The organism is Polaribacter reichenbachii, from assembly GCF_001975665.1.
GTDB classification, from domain to species: domain Bacteria; phylum Bacteroidota; class Bacteroidia; order Flavobacteriales; family Flavobacteriaceae; genus Polaribacter; species Polaribacter reichenbachii.
Genome location: NZ_CP019419.1, coordinates 1,804,689 through 1,827,596, shown reverse-complemented (window position 1 = coordinate 1,827,596; position 22,908 = coordinate 1,804,689). Strand labels below are relative to the sequence as shown.

Sequence of the window (22,908 nt, the reverse complement as noted above, 5' to 3'; positions counted from 1 at the left end):
TTCTACAAATGTACAAAATATTTGTAAATTGCCAGCGTTTTTAATAAAACAGAAATCAAATATGTTTAAAAAATTAGTAATTTTTACTTGTTTCATCTCTTTTATAAACTGCTCAGACACAACTAATTTAGAAAACTGTATTAGATCTTTTAGCTTAAGTACAGCTACAGATTTAAACAATCCTGGACTTATAAATGCACAAACTCCTGGTGGTTATGCAGAGCTACCAAGTGCAGGTGGTTTAAGTAAAGGAATTCTTTTATTTAATAAAAACGGAAGTGATTTTGTTGCTTTTGATAGATTATGCCCTGCAAATAATTGTACAGCACCAATGATATTTGAAAACAGACTTTTAAAATGTACTTGCGATGATAGTACTTACAGTGTAGATTTTGGTGGTGCACCACAAACTGAAGGTTTTCAATGCCCTGCAATTGAGTATAATGTAACTAGAAATGGTTCTACAATTCGAATCAGTAATTTTTAATAGTTTCTTAGCTTTTAGATGCTTATTTTTGCTAAAACACAATTACAATTATCGTGAAAAATTATTTTTCTTCAGACTTTAAATTAGGCGTTTTAGGTGGTGGTCAGCTAGGTAGAATGTTATTAACAGAAACTCAAAAATTCGACATTCATACTTCAATTTTAGATAGCAATGCAACTGCACCATGTGCAGAAATTTGCAACACGTTTGTTCTTGGAGATTTATTAGATTTTGATGCCGTTTACAATTTTGGTAAAACAGTAGATTTACTAACCATAGAAATTGAAAACGTAAATTTAGATGCTTTAGATAAATTAGAAGATGAAGGCTTAACCATTTATCCTAAACCTCAAGACTTAAGAATAATTCAAAGTAAAGCTAGGCAGAAAAATTTTTATATAGATCATCAAATACCAACTGCAGAATTTTCTCATTATGCATATTTAGAAGAATTAAAGCATTCTTTTGAGAACAATATTATCGATTTCCCTTTTGTTTGGAAAGCTGCACGTTTTGGTTACGATGGTAATGGAGTAAAAATTGTAAGAAATATCGATGATTTACAAAGTTTGCCAAATGTAGAATGTATTACAGAAAAGTTAATTCCGTTTAAAAATGAATTGGCTGTAATTGTAGCTAGAAATGCAGATGGTGAAATAGCTACTTATCCTGTTGTAGAAATGGAATTTCATCCAGAAGCAAATCAAGTTGAATATGTAATTTGCCCAGCAAGAATAGATTTTAAAGTTGCAGAAAAAGCTAGAGAAGTTGCCTTAAATGTTGTTAGCAAATTAGATTTTGTAGGTTTATTGGCTGTAGAAATGTTTCAAACTGTAGATGATAAAATATTGGTAAATGAAGTTGCTCCAAGACCACATAATTCTGGTCATTATTCTATAGAAGCGAGTTATACCAATCAATTTGAACAACATTTACGGTCCATTTTAAATTTACCTTTAGGAAACACAGAAAGTAAAGTTGCAGGAATTATGGTAAATCTTGTTGGTGAAGAAGGTTTTTCTGGTGATGTAATTTACGAGAATTTAAATGATATTCTAAGAATTGATGGAGTTACACCACATATTTATGGTAAAAAAGAAACACGTCCTTTTCGCAAAATGGGACACGTAACTATTGTGAATTCTGATATTGATACAGCAAGAGAAATAGCACAAAAAGTAAAAGAAACGATTAGAGTAATAAGCAAATAATTATGGTAGGAATAATAATGGGAAGTGATTCAGATCTTCCAATAATGCAAGAAGCAATAGACATTTTAGAAAGTTTTGACATTCAAATAGAAGTAGATATTGTATCTGCTCATAGAACTCCAGAAAAATTATTTGACTATTCTAAAAATGCACATACCAGAGGTATAAAAGCAATTATTGCTGGCGCTGGAGGTGCTGCACATTTACCAGGAATGGTGGCAAGTATGAGTCCTTTGCCTGTAATTGGAGTTCCTGTAAAAAGTAGAAATTCTATTGATGGTTGGGATTCAGTTTTATCTATCTTACAAATGCCAGGAGGTGTACCAGTTGCTACTGTAGCTTTAGATGGAGCAAAAAACGCTGGTATTTTAGCAGCCCAAATTATTGGCGCTTCAGATAAATGTGTTTTAGATAAAATTATCGCTTACAAAGAAGGCTTAAAACTAAAAGTAGAAAAAGCCGCTAAAAAAATTCAAAATTCCTAGTTCAGAATTCAAAGTTAACATTGAATATTAAATTTTAAACATTGAACATAACAGAATGAACCCACTTTTACAAGATTTTAATACAGCTCCGTTTACTAAAATTTCTTCTGATGATTATAAACCTGCTATTAAAAAAGGGATAGAAATCGCAAAAGCAGAAATTGATGCAATTGCAAATAGTACAGATGCTCCAACTTTTGAAAATACTACTGTTGCATTAGATTTTACTGGAGAAAAACTCAATAGAATTACTTCTATTTTTTTCAATTTAAATTCTGCAGAAACTAATGATGATATTCAAAAAATTGCACAAGAAGTTTCGCCTTGGTTAAGCGAATTTAGAAACGACATCACTTTGAATGAAGCTTTATTTACAAGAGTAAAATCAGTTTTTGATGATAGAAAAAATTTAGATTTAACACCAGAACAACAGATGTTGTTAGACAAGCAATACAAAGGTTTTGCAAGAAATGGTGCAAATTTAAATGATGAAAAGAAGTCAAAACTAAGAGAAATTGACTCAAAACTTTCTAAATTATCTTTAAAATTTGGTGAAAATGTTTTGGCAGAAACCAATGCTTTTGAAATGCATTTAACTAATGAAGACGATGTTTCTGGCTTACCAGATTCTGTGAAAGAAGCTGCAAGTCAATTAGCAAAAGAACAAGATAAAGAAGGTTATATTTTTACGCTTCAATATCCAAGTTATATTCCGTTTTTAACGTATACTGATAATAGAGAATTGCGTAAAAAAATGGCAATTGCAGCTGGTAAAAAAGCATTTCAAGACAATGAATTTAACAACGAAAAAATTGTTTTAGAGATTGTAAACTTACGTCAGCAAAGAGCAAGCTTATTAGGTTATAAAACCCACGCTCATTTTGTGTTGGAAGAAAGAATGGCAGAAATTCCTGAAAAGGTAATCGAATTTTCGAATAATTTATTAGAAAAAGCAAAACCTGCTGCTCAAAAAGAGTTTGAAAATTTAGAAAAATATGCTAAAAAATTAGACGGAATTGATCAACTCCAAAAATGGGATGGGGCTTATTATTCAGAAAAATTAAAGAAAGAATTATTCGATTTAGATCAAGAGGTTTTAAAACCTTATTTTAAATTAGAAAATGTAATTAATGGTGTTTTTGAAATCGCTAATCGTTTGTATGATTTAAATTTTGAAGAAGTTTCTACTATCGAAAAATATCATCCAGATGTAAAAACATATAACGTTACTGATAATGAAGGTAACTTTATTTCTGTTTTTTATGCGGATTATCATCCTAGAAAAGGAAAAAGAAATGGAGCTTGGATGACGAGTTACAAATCGCAACAGATTAAAAACGGAGTTAACGAAAGACCTCACGTTTCTATTGTGTGTAATTTTACCAAACCAACAGCTACTAAACCATCTTTATTAACGTTTAATGAGGTTACCACTTTGTTTCACGAGTTTGGCCACGCTTTACATGGAATGTTAGCAAATACTACTTACAACAGTTTATCTGGTACTTCTGTTTCTTGGGATTTTGTTGAATTGCCAAGTCAGGTTTTAGAAAATTGGTGTTACGAAAAAGAAGCTTTAGAATTGTTTGCAAAACATTATGAAACAGGTGAAGTTATACCTATGAAATATGTAGAAAAGATAAAAGAATCTGCAAGTTTCCATGAAGGGATGCAAACTTTACGTCAGTTAAGTTTCGGACTTTTAGATATGAAATGGCACTCTGAAAATCCGTCAGAAATTACCTCTGTAAAAGATTTTGAAATTGATGCTTTTTCTGAAACCAAATTATACCCAGATGTTGCAGAAAACTGTATGAGTACTGCATTTTCTCATATTTTTCAAGGTGGATATTCTGCTGGATACTACTCTTACAAATGGGCAGAAGTTTTAGATGCTGATGCTTTTGAATACTTCTTAGAAGAAGGAATTTTTAACAAAGAAGTAGCTACAAAATTTAAAGAAAATGTACTTTCTAAAGGAGGTACCGTAAAACCTATGGAATTGTACAAACGTTTTAGAGGGCAAGAACCTAAGCCAGAAGCTTTATTAAGAAGAGCTGGCTTGTTAGAAGCATAAAATTAAAACATAAAATTTGTTATAAAATTGTTTCTTATTCGTTATGTAAATAGAATGAGAAACATTTTTTTTATTTTATTGGTATTATTTACCATTTCGTCTTTTTGTCAAATAGAAATTAAAGGAACTGTGTACGAAAAAAACACTCCTTTAGAAAACGTTGCCATCTATTTAAACAACACAATGTTGGGCACAACTACAAATATAGACGGAACTTTTTCATTGCCAATAAAAGAAGGTCAGTATGAGTTAATTGTTTCTTATTTAGGATATAAAAAAATTATTTATCCTTTAAACACATCAACCTATACCAAACCCTTAGTTTTTGTTTTAGAAGAAGACCAAAATATTTTGGATGAAATTATCATTCAAAAAACAGTTTATGATGAGGAATGGCATTATAATTTAGAACTTTTTAAAAAAGAATTTATTGGACTTACAGAACTCTCAAAAGATTGTCAAATTTTAAATCCAGAAGTTTTACATTTCGATTTTAACGGAAGAGAAAATATTTTAACGGCTTACGCCAGAAAGCCTTTACAAATAAAAAATAAAGGCTTAGGATATTTAATTACATACGAATTAGAAAGTTTTATCCGAAAAAAAAATTACGTATCTTATTTAGGTTACTCAAGATACAAAGAGCTTAAAGGAGGCAAACGCAAAAAAAAACGTTGGCAAAAAAATAGATTAAAAGCCTATAATGGATCTGTAATTCATTTTTTTAAATCGGTTATGAACAATACTTTTACTGAAGAGGGTTTTATTGTGAATCAATTTAAAAGAGTTCCTAACCCAAAAAGACCATCAGAAAACACAATTAAAAAAGCAAGAGAATTAATTCGTTTAAATAATGTTAAAGTATATCCACAAAATATAGATCAACCAAAAAATGCTTTAGACTCTGCTTTTATTGTTATCAAAAAAGCAAGATTACCAAAATTTGAAGATTATTTATACAAATCGAAACTATCTCAAAATGATATAATCACTCAAAAAAATGGTTTACTTTATCTTTCTTTTGATGATAATTTAAGTATTGTTTACACAAAAGAAAAAGAAGAATTGGCTTACATTACTAGAAACACTTTCAGTAAATTAAGAGAACCTTTGCCACAAACTTCGAGTTTAATTCCTCTAAAAAAAGGAATTATTGTAGATAAAAACGGATTATTAATTCATCCTTTAGATGTATTTTACGAAGAATATTGGTCTTATGAAAAATTTGCAAATTCTTTACCTTTAGATTACGAATCAGTTCTCAATAAGCAGTAATTCAGTTGGCTGTATTCAGTTGGCTGTATTCAGTAAGCTGGTAACTGAAATAATACTATTGGAAGACAACTTATGACTGAAAAACATAAACTGAATCACTCTTTTTACTGAAGCCTATTTTTAACTTCTATCCATTTACTCATAAATTTAGTAGCTTGTAACGTTTGATGTTGCAACAAATTCCCTAAAAAATTATGAGTTCTATGTTGTTCTAAATTTTGTTGAATTTCTTTTATTTGGTTGATAAAAGGAGCTTCTAATTTTTCTTTATCATAAATTTGATTGATGATATCTATACCTTTTTTTTGTGATGCTAACCACAAATTTTCATCAGAATATAACAAAACTGCTTGTTTGGCAAATTCCTTAAAATCATCTTCAACAAAACCATTCCAAGGCAAAGAGTTTTGCATACCTTCTGCTCCAATACTTGTGGTTACACTTGGAGTTCCGCAAATCATTGCTTCTGTTAATTTGCCTTTTATACCTGCTCCAAAACGTAAAGGTGCTAATACTAATCTCGCATTTTCAACAACTTTTCTTGAATTTTCTGCGAAACCTTTAATAATAAAGCCTTCTTTCTTATTGTGTAATTCTTGTATTTGCTGATTAACATAAGCCCCATAAATATGAATTTCTGCATCTGGAAGGTACTCACGAATTTCATTCCAAATTGCATTTTTTAAAGTAATAACTGCATCAACATTTGGTTTATGAAAAAAGTTACCTATAAAAACAAAATGCTTTCTTTCTTCAAAAGATTTCCATTTTTTTATTTGATGTTCATCAACCTTATCTAATAAAAACGGTAAGTAATAAAGTATTCTTTCATCAATCTTAAAAACAGATTTTAGTAAATCCATTTCGTAACTTGATATAATTAAAGACAAATCGCAACGTAAAATCGAAGCGATTTCTCTTTTTGTTTCATCAGCTTTCAATAAAGCTTCGTTTGTAAATTTTTCTCCTTTTTTTAATTGTTGATGTCTTACTTTTCTTAAAAAATGTAAATCTTCAGTATCTAAAATTCGTAAAGCGTTTGGGCAGTTTTCTGCAACTCGCCAACCAAATTGTTCTTCTGTCATAAAACGATCAAAGAGTACAATTGTAGGTTGTAATTTATCTATAAAAACATCAAAAGATGCATTATTTAATTCAATAGAAACAGTATTAATTCCTAAAGAATTTAAATCAAAAGCATTATCATTTTTTTGAGCAGCAGATGCAAAAGTTATTTTAAAATTTTGTTTTAAAAAAAGGGTAATCAATTGCAACATTCTACTACCTGCAGCAGAAGAATTGGGTTCAACCCAAACAGTACCAATAATTAAAATAGATTTATTTTCCAATTACTCTGCAGTCATTTGTTTTTTATAATCTGCTTGTACTTTTTTACCCCAAGTAACAATGGCATCAATTTGTTCTTGTGTTAAATTAGCTTCAGAATGTGTCCAAGTATAAGAATCTAAAGGCATTTCTCCTTTTTCTACCTCTTCATATAATTCATCCATTTTATGTTCTTTTCTTTTTAAAGAGTAAGAACTCCAATTCGAAAAATCTAAATGTTTTTTACCATCTTTTACATGTTCTGCTAACCAATAATTAACGGGCGTAATATTATTGTACCAAGGGTAGTTTGTTTTTGCAGAGTGACAATCGAAACAGCTAGTTTTTAAAATATCTAAAACATTTTCTGGCGGATTAGTTTCTGCAACAAATGCATTTACAGTATCTATATTTCCTTCATTTTTTTCAGGCCCAAAAAATTGAGCAACAATAAAAATTAATAAAAGCGCTAAAATTATTTTTTTTATGATTTTCATCTGAAATTACTTTAAATATATTACTCAGTAAAACTACTAAATTCTAACTTTATTCTGTGAAAATATCCGTATTTTTGTCTACTATTATTAAAAAACAACCTATTAGGTTATAGAATACATAAAAAAAATCAACAATGAAATACGATATTATCGTTATTGGTTCTGGTCCTGGAGGATATATATCTGCAGTTAGAGCATCACAATTAGGAAAAAAAGTAGCTATTATAGAAAAATATAGCACTTTAGGAGGTACTTGTTTAAATGTGGGTTGTATTCCTTCTAAAGCTTTATTAGATTCTTCCCACCATTATTATGATGCTGTACATCATTTTGAAGAGCATGGAATTTCTGTAGAAAAGCCTTCTTTTGATTTTTCTAAAATGGTTGAAAGAAAAGAAAACGTTGTTACAACTACAACTGGTGGTATTAAATATCTTATGGATAAAAATAACATCGATGTTTACGAAGGTTTAGGTTCTTTTGAAGATGCTACACACGTAAAAATTACTAAAAGTGATGGTTCATCAGAAGTAATTGAAGGTACAAATACCATTATTGCAACTGGTTCAAAACCATCTACTTTACCTTTTATCAGCTTAGATAAAGAAAGAGTAATAACATCTACAGAAGCTTTAAAATTAAAAGAAGTACCAAAACATTTATTAGTTATTGGTGGTGGAGTTATTGGTTTAGAGTTAGGTTCTGTTTACAAAAGATTAGGTGCAGATGTTACGGTTATTGAATATGCACCAAAAATTACACCAACTATGGATGCTGATGTTTCTAAAGAACTTACCAAAGTTTTAAAGAAACAAGGTATGAAGTTTAACGTAAGTACTGGTGTAACTTCTGTTGAAAGAAATGGTGATGAAGTTGTTGTAAAAGCAAACAATAAAAAAGGAGAAGAAGTAACTTTTACTGGTGACTATTGCTTAGTTGCTGTAGGTAGAAAAGCGTATACAGAAGGTTTAGGTTTAGAAAAAGCTGGCGTAAAAGTAAATGAAAGAGGTCAAGTAGATGTTAACGATCATTTACAAACTAATATTTCTAATATTTATGCAATTGGTGATGTTGTAAAAGGTGCAATGTTAGCACATAAAGCAGAAGAAGAAGGTGTTGTAGTTGCAGAATATTTAGCTGGTGAAAAACCACATATAGATTATAATTTAATTCCTGGTATTGTATACACTTGGCCAGAAGTTGCTGCTGTTGGTAAAACTGAGCAAGAATTAAAAGATGCAAAAATTGATTATAAATCTGGTAAATTTTCTATGAGAGCTTTAGGTAGATCTAGAGCAAGTGGAGACATTGATGGTTTTGTAAAAGTTTTAGCAGATAAAAATACCGATGAAATTTTAGGAGTTCATATGGTAGGTGCAAGAGTTGCAGATTTAATTATGGAAGCAGCTGTTGCAATGGAATATAGAGCATCTGCAGAAGATTTAGCAAGAATTTGTCACGGTCATCCAACCTATTCTGAGGCTGTAAAAGAAGCTGCAAAAGCTGCTTGGGATGGTAAACCTTTAAATGCATAAAATTTAAATTTAATATAGAAACCTCACTTTTTGGTGAGGTTTTTTTGTTTCCAACAACTTTCAAGTATTTTTGCCAAAATATGCAGAGAACCAAACAATCTTTTACTGTTGATAATATTGAGAATTTTAAAGAACAACTGTTGTTGTGGGCACAACAATTTGAAACTGCAATTTGGTTAGATTCTAACAATTACAAACAACAATATTCTAGCTTTGATTGTATTTTGGCTGTTGAAGAATTTACTTCGATAAAAACCGACTATTTTAATGCTTTTGATAAATTAGAAGAATATCAAAGCACTACAAAAGATTACATATTTGGTTATATTTCTTATGATGTTAAAAATGATGTTGAACAACTTTCTTCTAATAATTTTGATGGTTTAGACTTTGCTGACTTGTATTTTTTTCAGCCTCAAAAATTGTTTTTTATCAAAGGAAATACTGTTGAATTCCATTATTTAAGAATGGTAGATGATGAAATAGAAAGTGATTTTGAAGCGATTCAAAAATCTGAAAATCTAACTATCAAAAAATCTGAAAATGACATTAAAATAAAATTACGAATTCATAAAGACGAATACCATCAAAAAGTAAACAAACTATTACATCATATTAAAATTGGCGATTTATATGAAGCTAACTTTTGCCAAGAATTTTATGCTGAAAACTCAACCATAAATCCTTTAGAAGTTTACAAAGATTTAAATAAAATTTCTGAACCACCATTTGCTGTTTTTCTAAAAATGGAACATCAATATTTATTGTCTGCATCACCAGAAAGATACATTAAAAAAGAAGGCAATAAAATAATTTCTCAGCCTATAAAAGGCACAGCAAAACGTTTACGAAGCAAAATTGATGATGAAAAAATAGCATCAGATTTATCTAGAGACATTAAAGAACGATCAGAAAATGTAATGATTGTAGATTTGGTGAGAAACGATTTATCAAAATCCGCAAAAAAAGGAAGCGTAAAAGTAGAGGAATTATGCAAGGTGTATTCTTTTAAACAAGTGCATCAAATGATATCTACAGTGGTTGCAGAAATTGAGGAAACTACACACCCTGTAACTATTTTAAAAGATACTTTTCCTATGGGAAGTATGACAGGAGCTCCAAAATTTGCTGCAATGAAAATCATAGAAAAATTAGAAGAAACCAAACGTGGTTTGTATTCTGGAACAGTTGGTTACATAACTCCTGAAGGCGATTTCGATTTTAATGTAGTGATTAGAAGTATTTTGTATAACGAAGAAAAAAAGTATATTTCTTATTCTGTTGGCGGTGCAATTACAGCAAAATCAATCCCAGAAAAAGAGTACGAAGAATGTTTACTTAAAGCAAAAGCAATGCGTTATGTATTGTTGAATTCTAAATAATTATGATACTAAATAAAGAAGAAAAATTCCAAGCAGTTTTAGCAACTATTACAGAAAAACCGAATGAAATTAATATGTTTGGTGGTTTTTTAAAAATGTATCCTGATGAATGGAAACAACTCAAAATAAATTTTAGTAAATTTAACAGAAGTAAACAATTTGGAAAAACCATTCCTTTACCAAAACCTGAACAATCTTTAAAAAAGGAAATTCGTGTTTGGTTAAAAAACAGATAAATTGGCTGATTTAATTTCTGGAATATTAGAATTGTATTTAGAAATACAATATTGGATTAAACACAAGAAAAGAAGAAAGTTTGAAAAAGAAAATAATCTTCCTAAAAGTATTGTTTGGCATCCAATGACCAAGCCACTTTTAATTGCTTTTCCAATATTTATAATAACTTTTGCATTAATTTCCTATTTCAGTCTTAAAAACAAACCTTTAGAAAATACAAATGCTAAAATTGCTAAAATTCAAACTTTACTTTCTTCTGAAAAAAAGCAATTCGGATTTTACCCTAAAGAATTAAAAGATATTATTAGAAATAATCCTTTGCATAAAAATATCACCAAAGATTATTGGGGAAATGATTTTATTTATAAAATATCAAAAGATTCCTTAAATTACCAACTCATTTCTATTGGTAAAGACCAGAAACCAAATACTTCTGACGACATTAAAACAACAAATTAATAGCACAATAATGACTCAAAAAGAATTCAATTTTAATATCTACAACACTGAATTTTACGGTCGATATTGGCAAGGAGCAGCAACCAAAGCTGTTATAGTTTTAGCACATGGAATGGGCGAACATTCTAATCGTTATATACATGTAGCACAAAAATTAACCGAAAATGATTTTTCTGTGGTTGCTTTTGATCATTTTGGCCATGGAAAAACAAAAGGAAAAAGAGGTCACAATCCGAGTTTTGAAGCTGTCTTAGAAAGCATATCTAAAACCATTGATAAAGCAAAAGAATTATACCCAAACCAACCTGTTTTTTTATACGGACATTCTATGGGTGGTAATGCTGTAATCAATTATACTTTAAGAAAAAAGCAGCAATTAAAAGGAGTTATTGCAACTAGTCCGTTTTTAAAATTAGCTTTTCAGCCACCAAAAATAAAATTAGCAGCTGGTAAAATTTTACAAAAAATAGCGCCATCAATTACCTTGGGTAATGAATTAAATGTAAATCATATTTCTAGAGATCAAACTGAAGTTGACAAATACATCAATGATCCTTTAGTACACGATAAAATTAGTCCGAATTTTTCGCTAACGTTTATAGAAACTGGAAAGTGGGCAATTGAAAATGCAAACAAATTGCAAACACCAATGTATCTTTTACATGGAACAGATGACAAAATTATCGACTATAAAGGCACCCAAGAATTTGCAAATAATACAGAATTTGCCACTTTAAAATTATATAATGGTGGTTACCATGAATTGCATAATGATCTTTGTAAAGAAGAAATGCTACAAGATGTTGTAAACTGGTTGAATTCTAAAATTTAAATGACAAGAATTGCGTATTTTTGATGCGTAAATGCTTCAGAAATTCAAAGAACATATCAATAAAAATTTTCCTTTTTTAAAGGATAAAAAATTGCTCATTGCCATTTCTGGAGGTGTAGATTCTGTAGTTTTAACACATTTATTTAATTCTATAAAATTTGCAGAAATTTCTTTAGCTCACTGTAATTTTAAGTTACGTGAAGTTGAAAGTGATAAAGATGAAGATTTTATAAATAACTTAGCCAAAGAAACAAACAAACCAATCTTTACAATAAGTTTTGAAACTACTATTTATGCTAAAGAAAATAAGATTTCTACTCAAATTGCAGCAAGAGAATTACGTTACAATTGGTTTCAAGAATTGGTAAAAAAACATCATTTCAATTATGTTTTAACAGCACATCATTCAGATGATAATTTAGAAACTTTTCTAATTAACCTAACAAGAGGTTCTGGTTTAGATGGTTTTACAGGCATCCCAAAAAAGAATGGAAATATTGTTCGCACGCTTTTACCTTTTTCTAGGGATGAAATTCTGAAGTATGCCACAAAAAACAATATTGTTTGGAGAGAAGATGCAAGTAATGCATCAACCAAATATGTGCGTAATAAAATTAGGCATCAAGTTGTGCCTTTTTTAAAGGAAATCAATCCGAGTTTGTTAGAAACTTTTGCAAAATCTTTAGATAATTTAGAAGAATCTCAGCAAATAATTAAGGATAGGATTCAAGATGTTTCATCAACAATTATTAAAAAAGATTCATCATCAACTTTAGAAACTACAAAATTTACAATTTCTGAAATTAATAAACTTTCTAATCCAAAAGCCTATTTATATCAGCTTTTAAAGGATTATAATTTTACAGAATGGAATGATATTTACAACTTATTATCAGCACAATCTGGTAAACAAGTTTTTTCTAAAACACACAGATTATTAAAAGATAGAGAATTTTTAATTTTATCTGGAAGAGATTTCTCGACTGCGCTCGAAAAGACATTTGAAATACATAGAAATCAATCAGCAATAACAAATCCAATTCCTTTAGTTTTAGAAGATATTGTTGAAAAATCAGAAGAAAATAAAGAGACCATTTACATTGATAAAGATTTGTTAAAATACCCTTTACTTGTTAGAAAATGGAAAAATGGAGACTATCTTTATCCAACAGGAATGCAAGGAAAAAAGAAACTGAGTAAATATTTTAAAGACGAAAAATTTTCGCTCTTAGAAAAAGAAAACACTTGGTTGCTTTGTACGGTTGATAACGAAATTATTTGGGTGATAAACCACAGACAAGATCGACGTTTTTCACCAACAAAAACAACTAAAAATCATTTAAAAATTACCAGCATATAATGAAGAAATTCATCACGTTATTTATCTTTTTATCTGCTTTTGCTCTAAAAGCACAAACAGAAAATGAGCCCATAAAAATTGAAACTTCTGTAAAAAAAATATCAGAAACCGAATACGATATTATTTTTGATGCTAAATTATATAAAGGTTGGTATTTGTATTCTCAATACAACCCAGATGATGCTTCTTTGCCTTTAGAAATCACAATTCCAGAAGGCGAAACTGGTTATCAATTAATTGGTAAAGCAAAAGAAGAAGACACTTTTAAAAAATATTCTGATGTTTGGTTAGTAGAAGAAGTTGTTTTTAAAGAAAAAGCAAAAATTACGCAAAGAATTCAATTAACAAACAAAAAAATTACCCAAGTAAAGCTAAATTTCTTTGGTCAAGTTTGTGAAACTGCTTGTATAAATATCGATGAAAATTTTACTGTTTCACTTACCAATAATCCTATTAAAATTTCGAATACTGTTGATGAAAGAAGTGCTGCATTAACCAAACAATTAAAGTTAGATTTAAAAAACACAGCGCTTTTAATCAATTCTTCAGATACAAATTCAGAGAGTTCAAACGGATTATTTAGCATCTTTTTCTTAGGTTTTGCTGGTGGTTTATTAGCGCTTTTAACACCTTGTGTTTTTCCTATGATTCCTTTAACGGTTTCTTTTTTCACAAAACAATCTCAAAACAAAAAGAAAGGTGTTTTTAATGCCATTTTATATGGTTTTTTTATCATTTTAATTTACATATTATTAAGCTTACCTTTTCACTTTTTAGACAATTTAGACCCAGAAATATTAAATACAATTTCTACTAATGTTTGGTTGAATATCTTCTTCTTTGCAGTTTTGGTGTTTTTTGCTTTTTCTTTCTTCGGATTTTACGAAATAACCTTACCAAGTTCTTGGGGAAATAAAATGGACTCTGCTTCTTCTGTTGGCGGAATTATAGGAATCTTTTTTATGGCTTTAACATTAGCCATAGTTTCCTTTTCTTGTACAGGACCAATTTTAGGTTCTTTGTTAGCAGGTTCTTTAACTTCGGATGGTGGAGCAACACAATTAACTGCAGGTATGACTGGCTTTGGATTGGCTTTGGCTTTGCCTTTTGCCCTGTTTGCTTTGTTCCCAAATTGGTTAAATTCTTTACCAAAATCTGGTGGATGGTTAAACACAACCAAAGTTGTTTTAGGATTTTTAGAATTAGCATTGGCTTTTAAATTCTTATCTAATGCTGATTTAGTTGCACATTGGGATATCTTAAAACGTGAAGTTTTTATCGCCATTTGGATTGTTATTTTTATAGGTTTAGCATTGTATTTATTTGCTAAAATTAAATTCCCACACGATTCACCTATCAAAAAACTATCATTTTCAAGAATTTCTTTTGGAGTTTTAGTAATCTCTTTTATCATTTATATTTCGCCTGGAGTTTTAAAAAATCCTACTTGGAATTTAAGTTTATTAAGCGGTTTTCCACCTCCACAATTTTATAGTATTTATGAGCAAGAAAGTGATTGCCCTTTAGGTTTAGACTGTTATAAAGATTTTGATGAAGGTTTAGCAAAAGCTACAAAAGTTAACAAACCCATTTTATTAGACTTTACAGGTTGGGCTTGTGTAAATTGTAGAAAAATGGAAGAAAATGTTTGGAGCGAGCCAGATATTTATCAAACATTAAAAGATGATTACATTTTAATTTCTTTGTATGTAGATGATAATGAAAAAGCATTGCCAGAAGTACAACAATTCGACTTTTTAAAAGCAAATGGAAAAATTAAAAAGATAGAAACAGTTGGTGATAAATGGTCTACATTTCAAGTGATCAATTTTAAAAATGCATCGCAACCTTATTATGTTTTATTAAGTCCGGATTTAGAAATTTTAAACACATCTCAACAATATACAGATAGAGATACTTATTATTCTTGGTTAAAAGAAGGATTAGAAAACTTTAAAGAAAAAGTAAGCAAAAACTAAAATCTTTATGCTGGCTTTAATCACAAATCTTGATTGAAAAATAACAAAATCAAGAGACTTCATCAGAAATTAAACATTTTAGAAAAATTAAATAGAATTTCTATCGTATTCGTAATTTTTGAATACATTTTTAATAAAAATCTATGTTCTTTATTTTTGGTTTTTTGTAAATTCACAGCACTAAAACGAAAGAATATGTCTGCATTACCCAAATTGACAAGATTTAACGATAATGTGTTATCTAAATACCAAATTTATAACAGTATTTTTACAACACTTCCTTTTGACACGATTGATGATACAGGAGTATTACTTCCTTTACTACATAAAGTCTGTGAATCTGGTTTTAAACTAGAAAAGAACCCTACTGAAATAGTAGAACATTTTTTTAAAAAATACCAAGAAAATCCAACAGAAAAAGAAAAATCAGATTTGCTTTTTCGCTTCATTCAATTTATTGAGCGTCAAGTAGTTTTATTCGATGCTATTGAAGATGCAGCTTTCCCTATTGTAAATAATATGGATGGTTTTGGAACACTAAGAAACTCTAAAGAAACTGCATTTCTTAGCAATAAAAAAGACGAATTAAAAGCGCATTTAGAAGATTTTAAGGTACGTATTGTATTAACTGCACATCCAACTCAGTTTTATCCTGGTACAATTTTAGGGATAATTACAGATTTAGATAAAGCCATACAAAATGACGATTTACTTTTAATCAAAAAATTATTAGCTCAATTAGGTAAAACACCTTTTTATAAAAAAGAAAAACCTACTCCTTTTGATGAAGCTGTAAGTTTAGTTTGGTACTTAGAGCACGTTTTTTATCATTCAGTACCTAAAATATACAACTATATTCAACATCATATTTATGATGGTAAACCTATAGATAACGAAATTATTGATCTTGGTTTTTGGCCAGGAGGAGATAGAGATGGTAATCCTTTTGTAACTACAAAAATCACTTTAGATGTTGCAGAAAAATTGCGTCAAACAATTTTAAGAAGTTATTATAGAGATGTAAGACGCCTTAAAAGACGTTTTACTTTTGATGGCGTACAAGACATTTTAGCAAGAATTGAAAAAAGACTTTACAAACACGTAGTTAGAAGTTATTCTAAAGTTAATTTCTCTCAGAAAATTCTTTTAGAAGAGCTTTATAATGCTAGACAAATTATTGTTGATAAACATCAATCTCTATTTGTAGAAGAACTAAACGATTTTATTAACAAAGTAAGAATCTTTGGTTTTCATTTTGCTACTTTAGATATTAGACAAGATAGTAGAGTACATCATAAAGCATTTGTACAAATTGTAAAAGATTTACAAGAACAAGGCGATACTACTTTCCCAGACAATTATTTAAACTTAACAGCAGAAGAACAAATAAACATTTTATCTGTAATTAAAGGTAATATAGACCCAAGTATTTTGTCTGATGAAACATCAGTAAAAACAATAGAATCTATTTATGCTTTAAAAGAAATTCAGCAAAGAAATGGAGAACGTGGTGCAAATCGTTACATAATTAGTAACAACCAAACTGCATTAAACGTTATGGAAACTTTTGCAATGCTTAATTTATGTGGGTTCGAAAATGAGTTACCTGTAGATGTAATTCCGCTTTTTGAAACTGTAGAAGATTTAGAAAATGCAGAAGAAGTAATGCGTATTTTATATAACAATAAAACCTATAGATATCATTTATCTAAAAGAAAAGACAAACAAACCATAATGTTAGGTTTTTCTGATGGAACAAAAGATGGTGGTTATTTAATGGCAAATTGGGGAATTTTTAAAGCAAAAGAAGCCTTAACTAGAATTTCTAGAGAATTTGATATTGAAGTAATTTTCTTTGACGGACGTGGAGGACCACCTGCACGTGGAGGAGGAAAAACACACCAATTCTATGCTTCTTTAGGCCCAACAATCGAAGACAAAGAAATTCAATTAACCATTCAAGGCCAAACAATTAGTTCTAATTTTGGAACCTTAAATTCATCGCAATATAACTTAGAACAATTAATAAGTTCGGGTATTAAAAACGAAGTATTTACAAAAGATCAGCTAAATGATCATCATAGAGAAATTATAGAAGATTTAGCATCTACAAGTTATCAAGCTTATGTAGATTTTAAGAATCATCCTCAGTTTTTATCGTACTTAGAAAAAATGAGTACTTTAAAATACTATGCTAAAACAAATATTGGTAGTAGACCAAGTAAGCGTTCTAATTCAGATACTTTAGATTTTTCTGCTTTAAGAGCAATACCTTTTGTTGGTAGTTGGAGCCAGTTAAAACAAAATGTTCCTGGATTTTTTGGTGTAGGTACTGCATTTAAAAAATACGAAGATGAAGGTAGATTTGATGAAATTGTAGATTTCTATAACGCATCAGATTTCTTTAAAACTTTATTAGAAAACAGTATGATGAGTTTAACAAAATCTTTCTTTGGTTTAACAGCTTACATGGCTGATGATCCTGTATTTGGAGAATTTTGGAAACTAATCTTCGAAGAGTATAAAACTACAAAACGTCTATTATTAAAGTTAACAGGCCATAAAGAATTAATGGAAAATTTCCCTGTAGGTAAAGCTTCTATAGAATTAAGAGAAAATATTGTTTTACCATTGTTAACTATTCAGCAATATGCTTTAAAGAAAATTCAAGATTTACAAAAAGAAGAAGGTAATGAAGTAGAAATTGAAATCTATGAAAAAATGGTAATGCGTTCTTTATTTGGAAACATTAATGCGAGTAGAAATTCGGCTTAAACCATTCTTTAAATACAAACTAAAATGCAATCAATATTTTGATTGCATTTTTTTTATGCCTTAATTTTATTTACTTTTAAGGAAAAAAAATGCTCGTTAAAGTTTTTGGATCTGCTGTTTTTGGAATTGAAGCTACAACAATTACAGTTGAAGTAAATATTGACAAAGGCATTGGCTACCATCTTGTAGGCTTACCAGACAAAGCTGTTAGCGAGAGTTCTTACAGAATATCTGCAGCTTTAAATAACAATTCTTATAAACTTCCTGGTAAAAAAATCATCATAAATATGGCTCCTGCAGATATTAGAAAAGAAGGTGCTTCTTATGATTTAACTTTAGCAGTAGGTATTTTAGCAGCCTCACATCAAATAAAATCAGAAAATATTAATGATTATATTATTATGGGCGAACTTTCTTTGGATGGAAGTTTACAACCCATAAGAGGAGTTTTACCAATGGCAATAAAAGCTAGAGAAGAAGGGTTTAAACACTTTATTTTACCAAAAGAAAACGCTAAAGAAGCTGCCATTGTTAACGATTTAGAAGTTTTAGGGGTTGATAATATTTTAGAGGTTATCAATCATTTTAATGGTGATGTTAAAATTGAACCTACCATTGTTGATACTAGAGCTGAGTTTTATAAAAACATAGATTTCCCCGAATTTGATTTTTCTGATGTAAAAGGACAAGAATCTATAAAACGTTGTATGGAAATTGCCGCAGCTGGTGGTCATAACATCATTTTAATTGGTCCTCCAGGCTCTGGAAAAACAATGTTAGCAAAAAGATTACCTAGTATTTTACCACCAATGACTTTGCACGAAGCTCTTGAAACCACCAAAATTCATTCTGTAGTTGGTAAAACAAAAAATAACGGTTTGTTATATGCACGTCCATTTAGAAGTCCACATCACACAATTTCGAATGTTGCTTTAGTTGGCGGAGGTCAATATCCAAGACCTGGTGAAATATCATTGTCACATAATGGTGTTTTATTTTTAGATGAATTACCAGAGTTTAAAAGAGAAGTTTTAGAAGTAATGCGTCAGCCTTTAGAAGATAGAGATGTTACCATTTCTAGAGCTAAATTTACGGTTACGTATCCTTGTTCTTTTATGTTAGTTGCAAGTATGAATCCAAGTCCATCAGGTTTTTTTAATGATCCAAATTCACCAATGACTTCTTCTCCTCAAGAAATGCAGCGTTATTTAAGTAAAATTTCTGGGCCACTTTTAGACAGAATTGATATTCATATAGAAGTTACTCCTGTTCCTTTCGAAAAATTATCCGAAGAAAGAAAAGGAGAATCATCTGTAGAAATTAGAAAACGGGTTTCTGCTGCCAGAGAAATACAATCAAGTCGTTTTAAAGAGTTTGAAAACACACATTATAATGCACAAATGAGCGTAAAACAAATTCGTGAATTCTGTAAATTATCCTCAGAAAGCTTATCACTTTTAAAAACAGCAATGGAAAAATTAAATCTTTCTGCTAGAGCTTACGATCGTATTTTAAAAGTATCCAGAACCATAGCAGATTTAGCTAAAGCTGATGCAATTTCTCCAGATCATATTGCTGAAGCCATTCAATACAGAAGTTTAGATCGTGAAGGTTGGTTAGGTTAAACTTATATATTATTTTTAATGAAAAAATTACTTTTACCCCTTATATTATTATTTTGTTTAAATCTTTTATCTCAGATTACATTAACCCACAATGTTGGAAATACTCCTATTAAAACTGATTGGGAATCGTGTGATTATGAAGAATCTTGGGCAAGGACATTTACCCTTTCAGATTTTGGTGTTACTACATCAGATCAATTAATAATAAAGTCTGGCCAAACAGCAATTAGCAACTCTTATAATGGAGCAAGAATCAGTTTTGCTGTATTTAGTATTGATGATAACTTTCCAAATTCTAACAAAGTTTATCTTGGAGGAGGTTCGATAACAGCACCTGAAATTGGTAATAATCCTAAAATTATAGACATCACCTTTTCAAGACCTGTAGTTATACCTTCTAAAACAACTAAAATATTAGTAACCGTAACACAATCTGAAGATATTTATAATCCAGATTATAAAAAAGTTTTAATTGCTGGTACTGCACAAGACAATGATTTTTCTTGGTTTTATGGTTGTAGAGAACATTATACTTACATCACAACAGATAAGTTAAATTCTCCTAAACCGAATGCAAATTTTTTTATAAATGTTACTGGTGAAAAAAGAAGCTTAATAAATACAAAATCAAATTTAACATTATCTTCTAATATCACTGATGAAGTTTTTGAAACAGGTATTTACGGTTGCAGTTGGGGTGGAGTTAGTTGGTCAAAATCTTTTACTTTATCAGATTTTGGAATAACAGAAAACGAAGAATATATCATAAAATCAGGTCAAATTGGTTTAGTCGAATCTAATGAATGGGATACAAATGTAGAATTTAATATTTATGAAATTGATGATAACTTTCCAAATTCATTTTCTGAAACTAATTTGATTGGTAAAAGTAAAAGTAAAAGTCAATTTGCAAGCCCTCAAAACGCTCATATTTCTATTATTTATTTTGATAATCCAATCGTAGTTGATGCCAATGTAAAAAAAATTCTTGTTGAAGTTAAACAACTCTCCAGTTTATCTAGTTCTGCTGTTGCTTTCGCTGCTGGTACAAAACAAGATAATGGAATTTCTTGGTTTAAATCATATAATGGAGGTTGCCCTCCTTTTAATGAATTTAAAAACACTGCTGATTTAGGTAAAGCAAATACTAATTTCTTTGTAACTGTTAATGGAGAAGCAAAAACAATCTTACCTTTCGAAATTACAAATAACAATAACTGCATTAACTTTTCAAACGATCTTAGCTTAACCAACCAATCAGAAATAAAATCTGTAGTTTGGCATTTTGATGACCCAAGTTCTGGCACAAATAATACAGCAACTTCTATTGATGTTGACCATCAATTTACATCAGCAGGAATTTACAATGTAACAGCAGAAGTTGTTCATATAGATAATACCAGTTATACAATTCCTAAAGAAATAGAAATTTTTGATACTCCAAACATCAACCCTTCTGTAGCTCTAAAACAATGTGATAATTCTGATATTAACGGTTTTAGTTTTTTTAATTTAAATGAAGTAAAAGAAGAAATCATTACAAACCCAGAAAATTATACCATTACATTTCACGAAGAAAAAATTGATGCAGAAAATAGCAGCTCAGAAATAACTAACACTACCAATTATCAAAACGAAACTGTTAGTATAGATAAAATTTGGGCAAGAATAGAAAATGAAAATGGTTGTTATGAGGTTAGTGAAGTAAATTTGTATGTATCTACAACTCAAATTCCGGCAGCATTATTAAAATCCTATTATCAATGTGACGATGGAACTAATCTTACAGACGGAATTGCAACTTTTAATTTTAGTGATGTTACCAATGATATTATCAATATTTTTCCTGTAAATCAACAATTAATCATCAATTATTATAGAAATGAAGAAGATGCTTTGGCTGAAGAAAATATGATATCTGATATAACAAATTATCAAAATATAGGATACCCTAATCAACAAAATATTTACATTAGAGTTGATAGTAAAGTTGATAATGACTGTTTGGGTTTAGGTGCTCATATTTCTTTAAATGTTGAAAAAGTTCCTATTGCAAACCCTGTAACTGTAAATCCTGAGTGTGATAATGATAAAGATGGATTTTTTGCTTTTGATACATCAACAATACATAACACTATTATTGGTAATCAAACTGATGTTACTGTTACTTATTTTGATGAAAATGGCGTGCAATTGTCAAGTCCACTCCAAAATCCATTTAAAACTAAAACTCAAAATGTTATCGCAAGAATAGAAAACTCAAATTCTATTGATCTTGATGGAAAATGTTATGATGAAACTACAATAAATTTTACTGTAAATACAGTACCAACTGCAAATATTGTATCAATTCAAGAAGAATGTGATGATGATTTTGATGGAATTGTAGCTTTTGATACATCAAACATAGAAAGTTCAGTAATTGGCACACAAACTAATTTAATTGTAAAGTATTTTGATGAGAATAATAATTTACTACCAAGTCCTTTAACTAATCCTTTTAATACAGCTTCACAAACAATAAGAGTTCGTTTAGAAAATCCTATTTATGATATTTGTTTCGAAGAAACTACTATTGATTTTGTGGTAAGAGAAAAACCAACTGTTAATTTAATTACTGAAGATATTATTTGTATTACCAATAATTCTCAACTAGAAATTAAAGTTGATAATCCTAATTCTGATTATTCTTATACTTGGAGAGATGAAAATAATAATATTGTTAGCAATTCATTTTCTACAACTGTTTTTAAGGGAGGAATTTATAATGTTATAGCTACTTCTAAATATGGATGCGATTCTGATAAAGAAGAAATAATAATAAAAGAATCTTCTGTATCAACAATTACAATAAATGACATTGAAGTACAAGACGATTCAGAAAATAATTTTATAAAAATAAATACATCTAATTTAGGTTTAGGTGATTATGAATTTAGACTTTTAGATGATAATTCAAATGTAATATTTGATTATCAAAATAACCCTAGTTTTGAAAATTTAGAAGGAGGTAATTATACTTTAGAAATAAATGATTTGAATAATTGCGGAAGTGTTCCTTTTGAAATTTCATTGATAAGTTTTCCCGATTATTTTACTCCAAACTCAGATGGAAACAATGATTATTGGCAAATAAAAGGAATAAAGAAAAGTTATTATAAAGAAGGTACTATTAATATATTTAACAGATATGGAAAACAAATTGCTAGTTTTTCTATAAATGATTTAGGTTGGGATGGTACTTATAATGGGAACCTTTTAGGTTCTAATAATTACTGGTTTAAAGCTATTTTAGTTAATCAACAAAATCAAATAAAAAGTAGAACTGGAAATTTTAGTTTGATAAGAAAATAATTATAATTTTAA

At 29.3% G+C, this 22,908-nt stretch carries 17 protein-coding genes; 15 read left to right on the top strand and 2 right to left on the bottom strand.

Annotated features, from left to right (window positions below):
- Positions 1-61: 61 nt before the first annotated feature.
- From BW723_RS07500 to BW723_RS07480, 5 genes are read left to right on the top strand one after another with little or no spacing between them, the layout of a single operon-like run.
- Complete coding sequence (locus BW723_RS07500) at positions 62-487, top strand: hypothetical protein (RefSeq protein WP_068356650.1); 426 nt, start codon at positions 62-64, stop codon at positions 485-487.
- A gap of 53 nt (positions 488-540) precedes the next feature.
- Entirely contained in the window at positions 541-1,698 is a 1,158-nt protein-coding gene (locus BW723_RS07495; protein WP_068356654.1) for a 5-(carboxyamino)imidazole ribonucleotide synthase, read from the top strand.
- Positions 1,699-1,700: 2 nt separating this feature from the next.
- Positions 1,701-2,183 (top strand): 5-(carboxyamino)imidazole ribonucleotide mutase, encoded by a 483-nt coding sequence (gene purE, locus BW723_RS07490; RefSeq protein ID WP_068356656.1) that lies wholly within the window; start codon positions 1,701-1,703, stop codon positions 2,181-2,183.
- 55 nt (positions 2,184-2,238) lie between these two features.
- On the top strand, positions 2,239-4,260 hold the full coding sequence (locus tag BW723_RS07485) for a M3 family metallopeptidase (protein WP_068356658.1): 2,022 nt from the start codon (positions 2,239-2,241) through the stop codon (positions 4,258-4,260).
- Between the two features lie 54 nt (positions 4,261-4,314).
- The gene (locus tag BW723_RS07480; protein ID WP_068356662.1) at positions 4,315-5,535 is read left to right on the top strand and encodes a carboxypeptidase-like regulatory domain-containing protein; all 1,221 of its coding nucleotides are present in this window, start codon (positions 4,315-4,317) and stop codon (positions 5,533-5,535) included.
- A 104-nt stretch (positions 5,536-5,639) separates the two neighbouring features.
- Here BW723_RS07480 and BW723_RS07475 read toward each other — a convergent pair whose 3' ends face one another.
- Both BW723_RS07475 and BW723_RS07470 read right to left on the bottom strand, forming a co-directional pair.
- Positions 5,640-6,884 carry a glycosyltransferase gene (locus BW723_RS07475; RefSeq protein ID WP_068356664.1) on the bottom strand — a complete coding sequence of 415 codons (1,245 nt, stop codon included), beginning with the start codon at positions 6,882-6,884 and terminating at the stop codon, positions 5,640-5,642.
- Positions 6,885-7,358 (bottom strand): heme-binding domain-containing protein, encoded by a 474-nt coding sequence (locus BW723_RS07470; RefSeq protein ID WP_068356667.1) that lies wholly within the window; start codon positions 7,356-7,358, stop codon positions 6,885-6,887. It lies immediately after the preceding gene.
- A gap of 134 nt (positions 7,359-7,492) precedes the next feature.
- Here BW723_RS07470 and lpdA point away from each other — a divergent pair, with 134 nt between their 5' ends.
- The 10 genes from lpdA (at position 7,493) to BW723_RS07420 (ending at position 22,896) form a co-directional block, all read left to right on the top strand.
- Positions 7,493-8,893 carry a dihydrolipoyl dehydrogenase gene (gene lpdA / locus BW723_RS07465; RefSeq protein WP_068356670.1) on the top strand — a complete coding sequence of 467 codons (1,401 nt, stop codon included), beginning with the start codon at positions 7,493-7,495 and terminating at the stop codon, positions 8,891-8,893.
- 80 nt (positions 8,894-8,973) lie between these two features.
- Positions 8,974-10,275, top strand: coding sequence for an anthranilate synthase component I family protein (locus BW723_RS07460; protein ID WP_068356673.1), 1,302 nt, complete (start codon positions 8,974-8,976; stop codon positions 10,273-10,275).
- A gap of 2 nt (positions 10,276-10,277) precedes the next feature.
- Positions 10,278-10,511, top strand: a complete 234-nt coding sequence (locus BW723_RS07455; protein WP_068356675.1) for a hypothetical protein — start codon at positions 10,278-10,280, stop codon at positions 10,509-10,511.
- 1 nt (position 10,512) lies between these two features.
- A complete protein-coding gene (locus BW723_RS07450; RefSeq protein ID WP_068356677.1) occupies positions 10,513-10,971 on the top strand; it encodes a type II secretion system protein GspG in 459 nt (152 codons plus the stop codon).
- Positions 10,972-10,981: 10 nt separating this feature from the next.
- On the top strand, positions 10,982-11,803 hold the full coding sequence (locus BW723_RS07445; RefSeq protein WP_068356680.1) for an alpha/beta hydrolase: 822 nt from the start codon (positions 10,982-10,984) through the stop codon (positions 11,801-11,803).
- Positions 11,804-11,834: 31 nt separating this feature from the next.
- Positions 11,835-13,163, top strand: coding sequence for a tRNA lysidine(34) synthetase TilS (tilS, locus tag BW723_RS07440; RefSeq protein ID WP_068356684.1), 1,329 nt, complete (start codon positions 11,835-11,837; stop codon positions 13,161-13,163).
- Positions 13,163-15,142, top strand: a complete 1,980-nt coding sequence (locus BW723_RS07435; protein WP_068356686.1) for a protein-disulfide reductase DsbD family protein — start codon at positions 13,163-13,165, stop codon at positions 15,140-15,142. The genes tilS and BW723_RS07435 overlap by 1 nt, the downstream gene beginning before the upstream one ends.
- A 195-nt stretch (positions 15,143-15,337) precedes the next feature.
- On the top strand, positions 15,338-17,917 hold the full coding sequence (locus BW723_RS07430) for a phosphoenolpyruvate carboxylase (RefSeq protein WP_068356689.1): 2,580 nt from the start codon (positions 15,338-15,340) through the stop codon (positions 17,915-17,917).
- 89 nt (positions 17,918-18,006) lie between these two features.
- Positions 18,007-19,542 (top strand): YifB family Mg chelatase-like AAA ATPase, encoded by a 1,536-nt coding sequence (locus BW723_RS07425; RefSeq protein ID WP_068356693.1) that lies wholly within the window; start codon positions 18,007-18,009, stop codon positions 19,540-19,542.
- 18 nt (positions 19,543-19,560) lie between these two features.
- Complete coding sequence (locus BW723_RS07420; RefSeq protein WP_068356696.1) at positions 19,561-22,896, top strand: T9SS type B sorting domain-containing protein; 3,336 nt, start codon at positions 19,561-19,563, stop codon at positions 22,894-22,896.
- The last annotated feature ends 12 nt before the right edge of the window (positions 22,897-22,908 follow it).

Excerpts from the sequence above, each read along its gene's own strand:
- BW723_RS07500 (WP_068356650.1), top strand. The coding sequence starts at position 62 with ATGTTTAAAAAATTAGTAATTTTTACTTGTTTCATCTCTTTTATAAAC.
- purE (WP_068356656.1), top strand. The coding sequence starts at position 1,701 with ATGGTAGGAATAATAATGGGAAGTGATTCAGATCTTCCAATAATGCAA.
- BW723_RS07485 (WP_068356658.1), top strand. The coding sequence starts at position 2,239 with ATGAACCCACTTTTACAAGATTTTAATACAGCTCCGTTTACTAAAATT.
- BW723_RS07480 (WP_068356662.1), top strand. The coding sequence starts at position 4,315 with ATGAGAAACATTTTTTTTATTTTATTGGTATTATTTACCATTTCGTCT.
- BW723_RS07470 (WP_068356667.1), bottom strand. The coding sequence starts at position 7,358 with ATGAAAATCATAAAAAAAATAATTTTAGCGCTTTTATTAATTTTTATT.
- lpdA (WP_068356670.1), top strand. The coding sequence starts at position 7,493 with ATGAAATACGATATTATCGTTATTGGTTCTGGTCCTGGAGGATATATA.
- BW723_RS07460 (WP_068356673.1), top strand. The coding sequence starts at position 8,974 with ATGCAGAGAACCAAACAATCTTTTACTGTTGATAATATTGAGAATTTT.
- BW723_RS07455 (WP_068356675.1), top strand. The coding sequence starts at position 10,278 with ATGATACTAAATAAAGAAGAAAAATTCCAAGCAGTTTTAGCAACTATT.
- BW723_RS07445 (WP_068356680.1), top strand. The coding sequence starts at position 10,982 with ATGACTCAAAAAGAATTCAATTTTAATATCTACAACACTGAATTTTAC.
- tilS (WP_068356684.1), top strand. The coding sequence starts at position 11,835 with ATGCTTCAGAAATTCAAAGAACATATCAATAAAAATTTTCCTTTTTTA.
- BW723_RS07435 (WP_068356686.1), top strand. The coding sequence starts at position 13,163 with ATGAAGAAATTCATCACGTTATTTATCTTTTTATCTGCTTTTGCTCTA.
- BW723_RS07430 (WP_068356689.1), top strand. The coding sequence starts at position 15,338 with ATGTCTGCATTACCCAAATTGACAAGATTTAACGATAATGTGTTATCT.
- BW723_RS07425 (WP_068356693.1), top strand. The coding sequence starts at position 18,007 with ATGCTCGTTAAAGTTTTTGGATCTGCTGTTTTTGGAATTGAAGCTACA.
- BW723_RS07420 (WP_068356696.1), top strand. The coding sequence starts at position 19,561 with ATGAAAAAATTACTTTTACCCCTTATATTATTATTTTGTTTAAATCTT.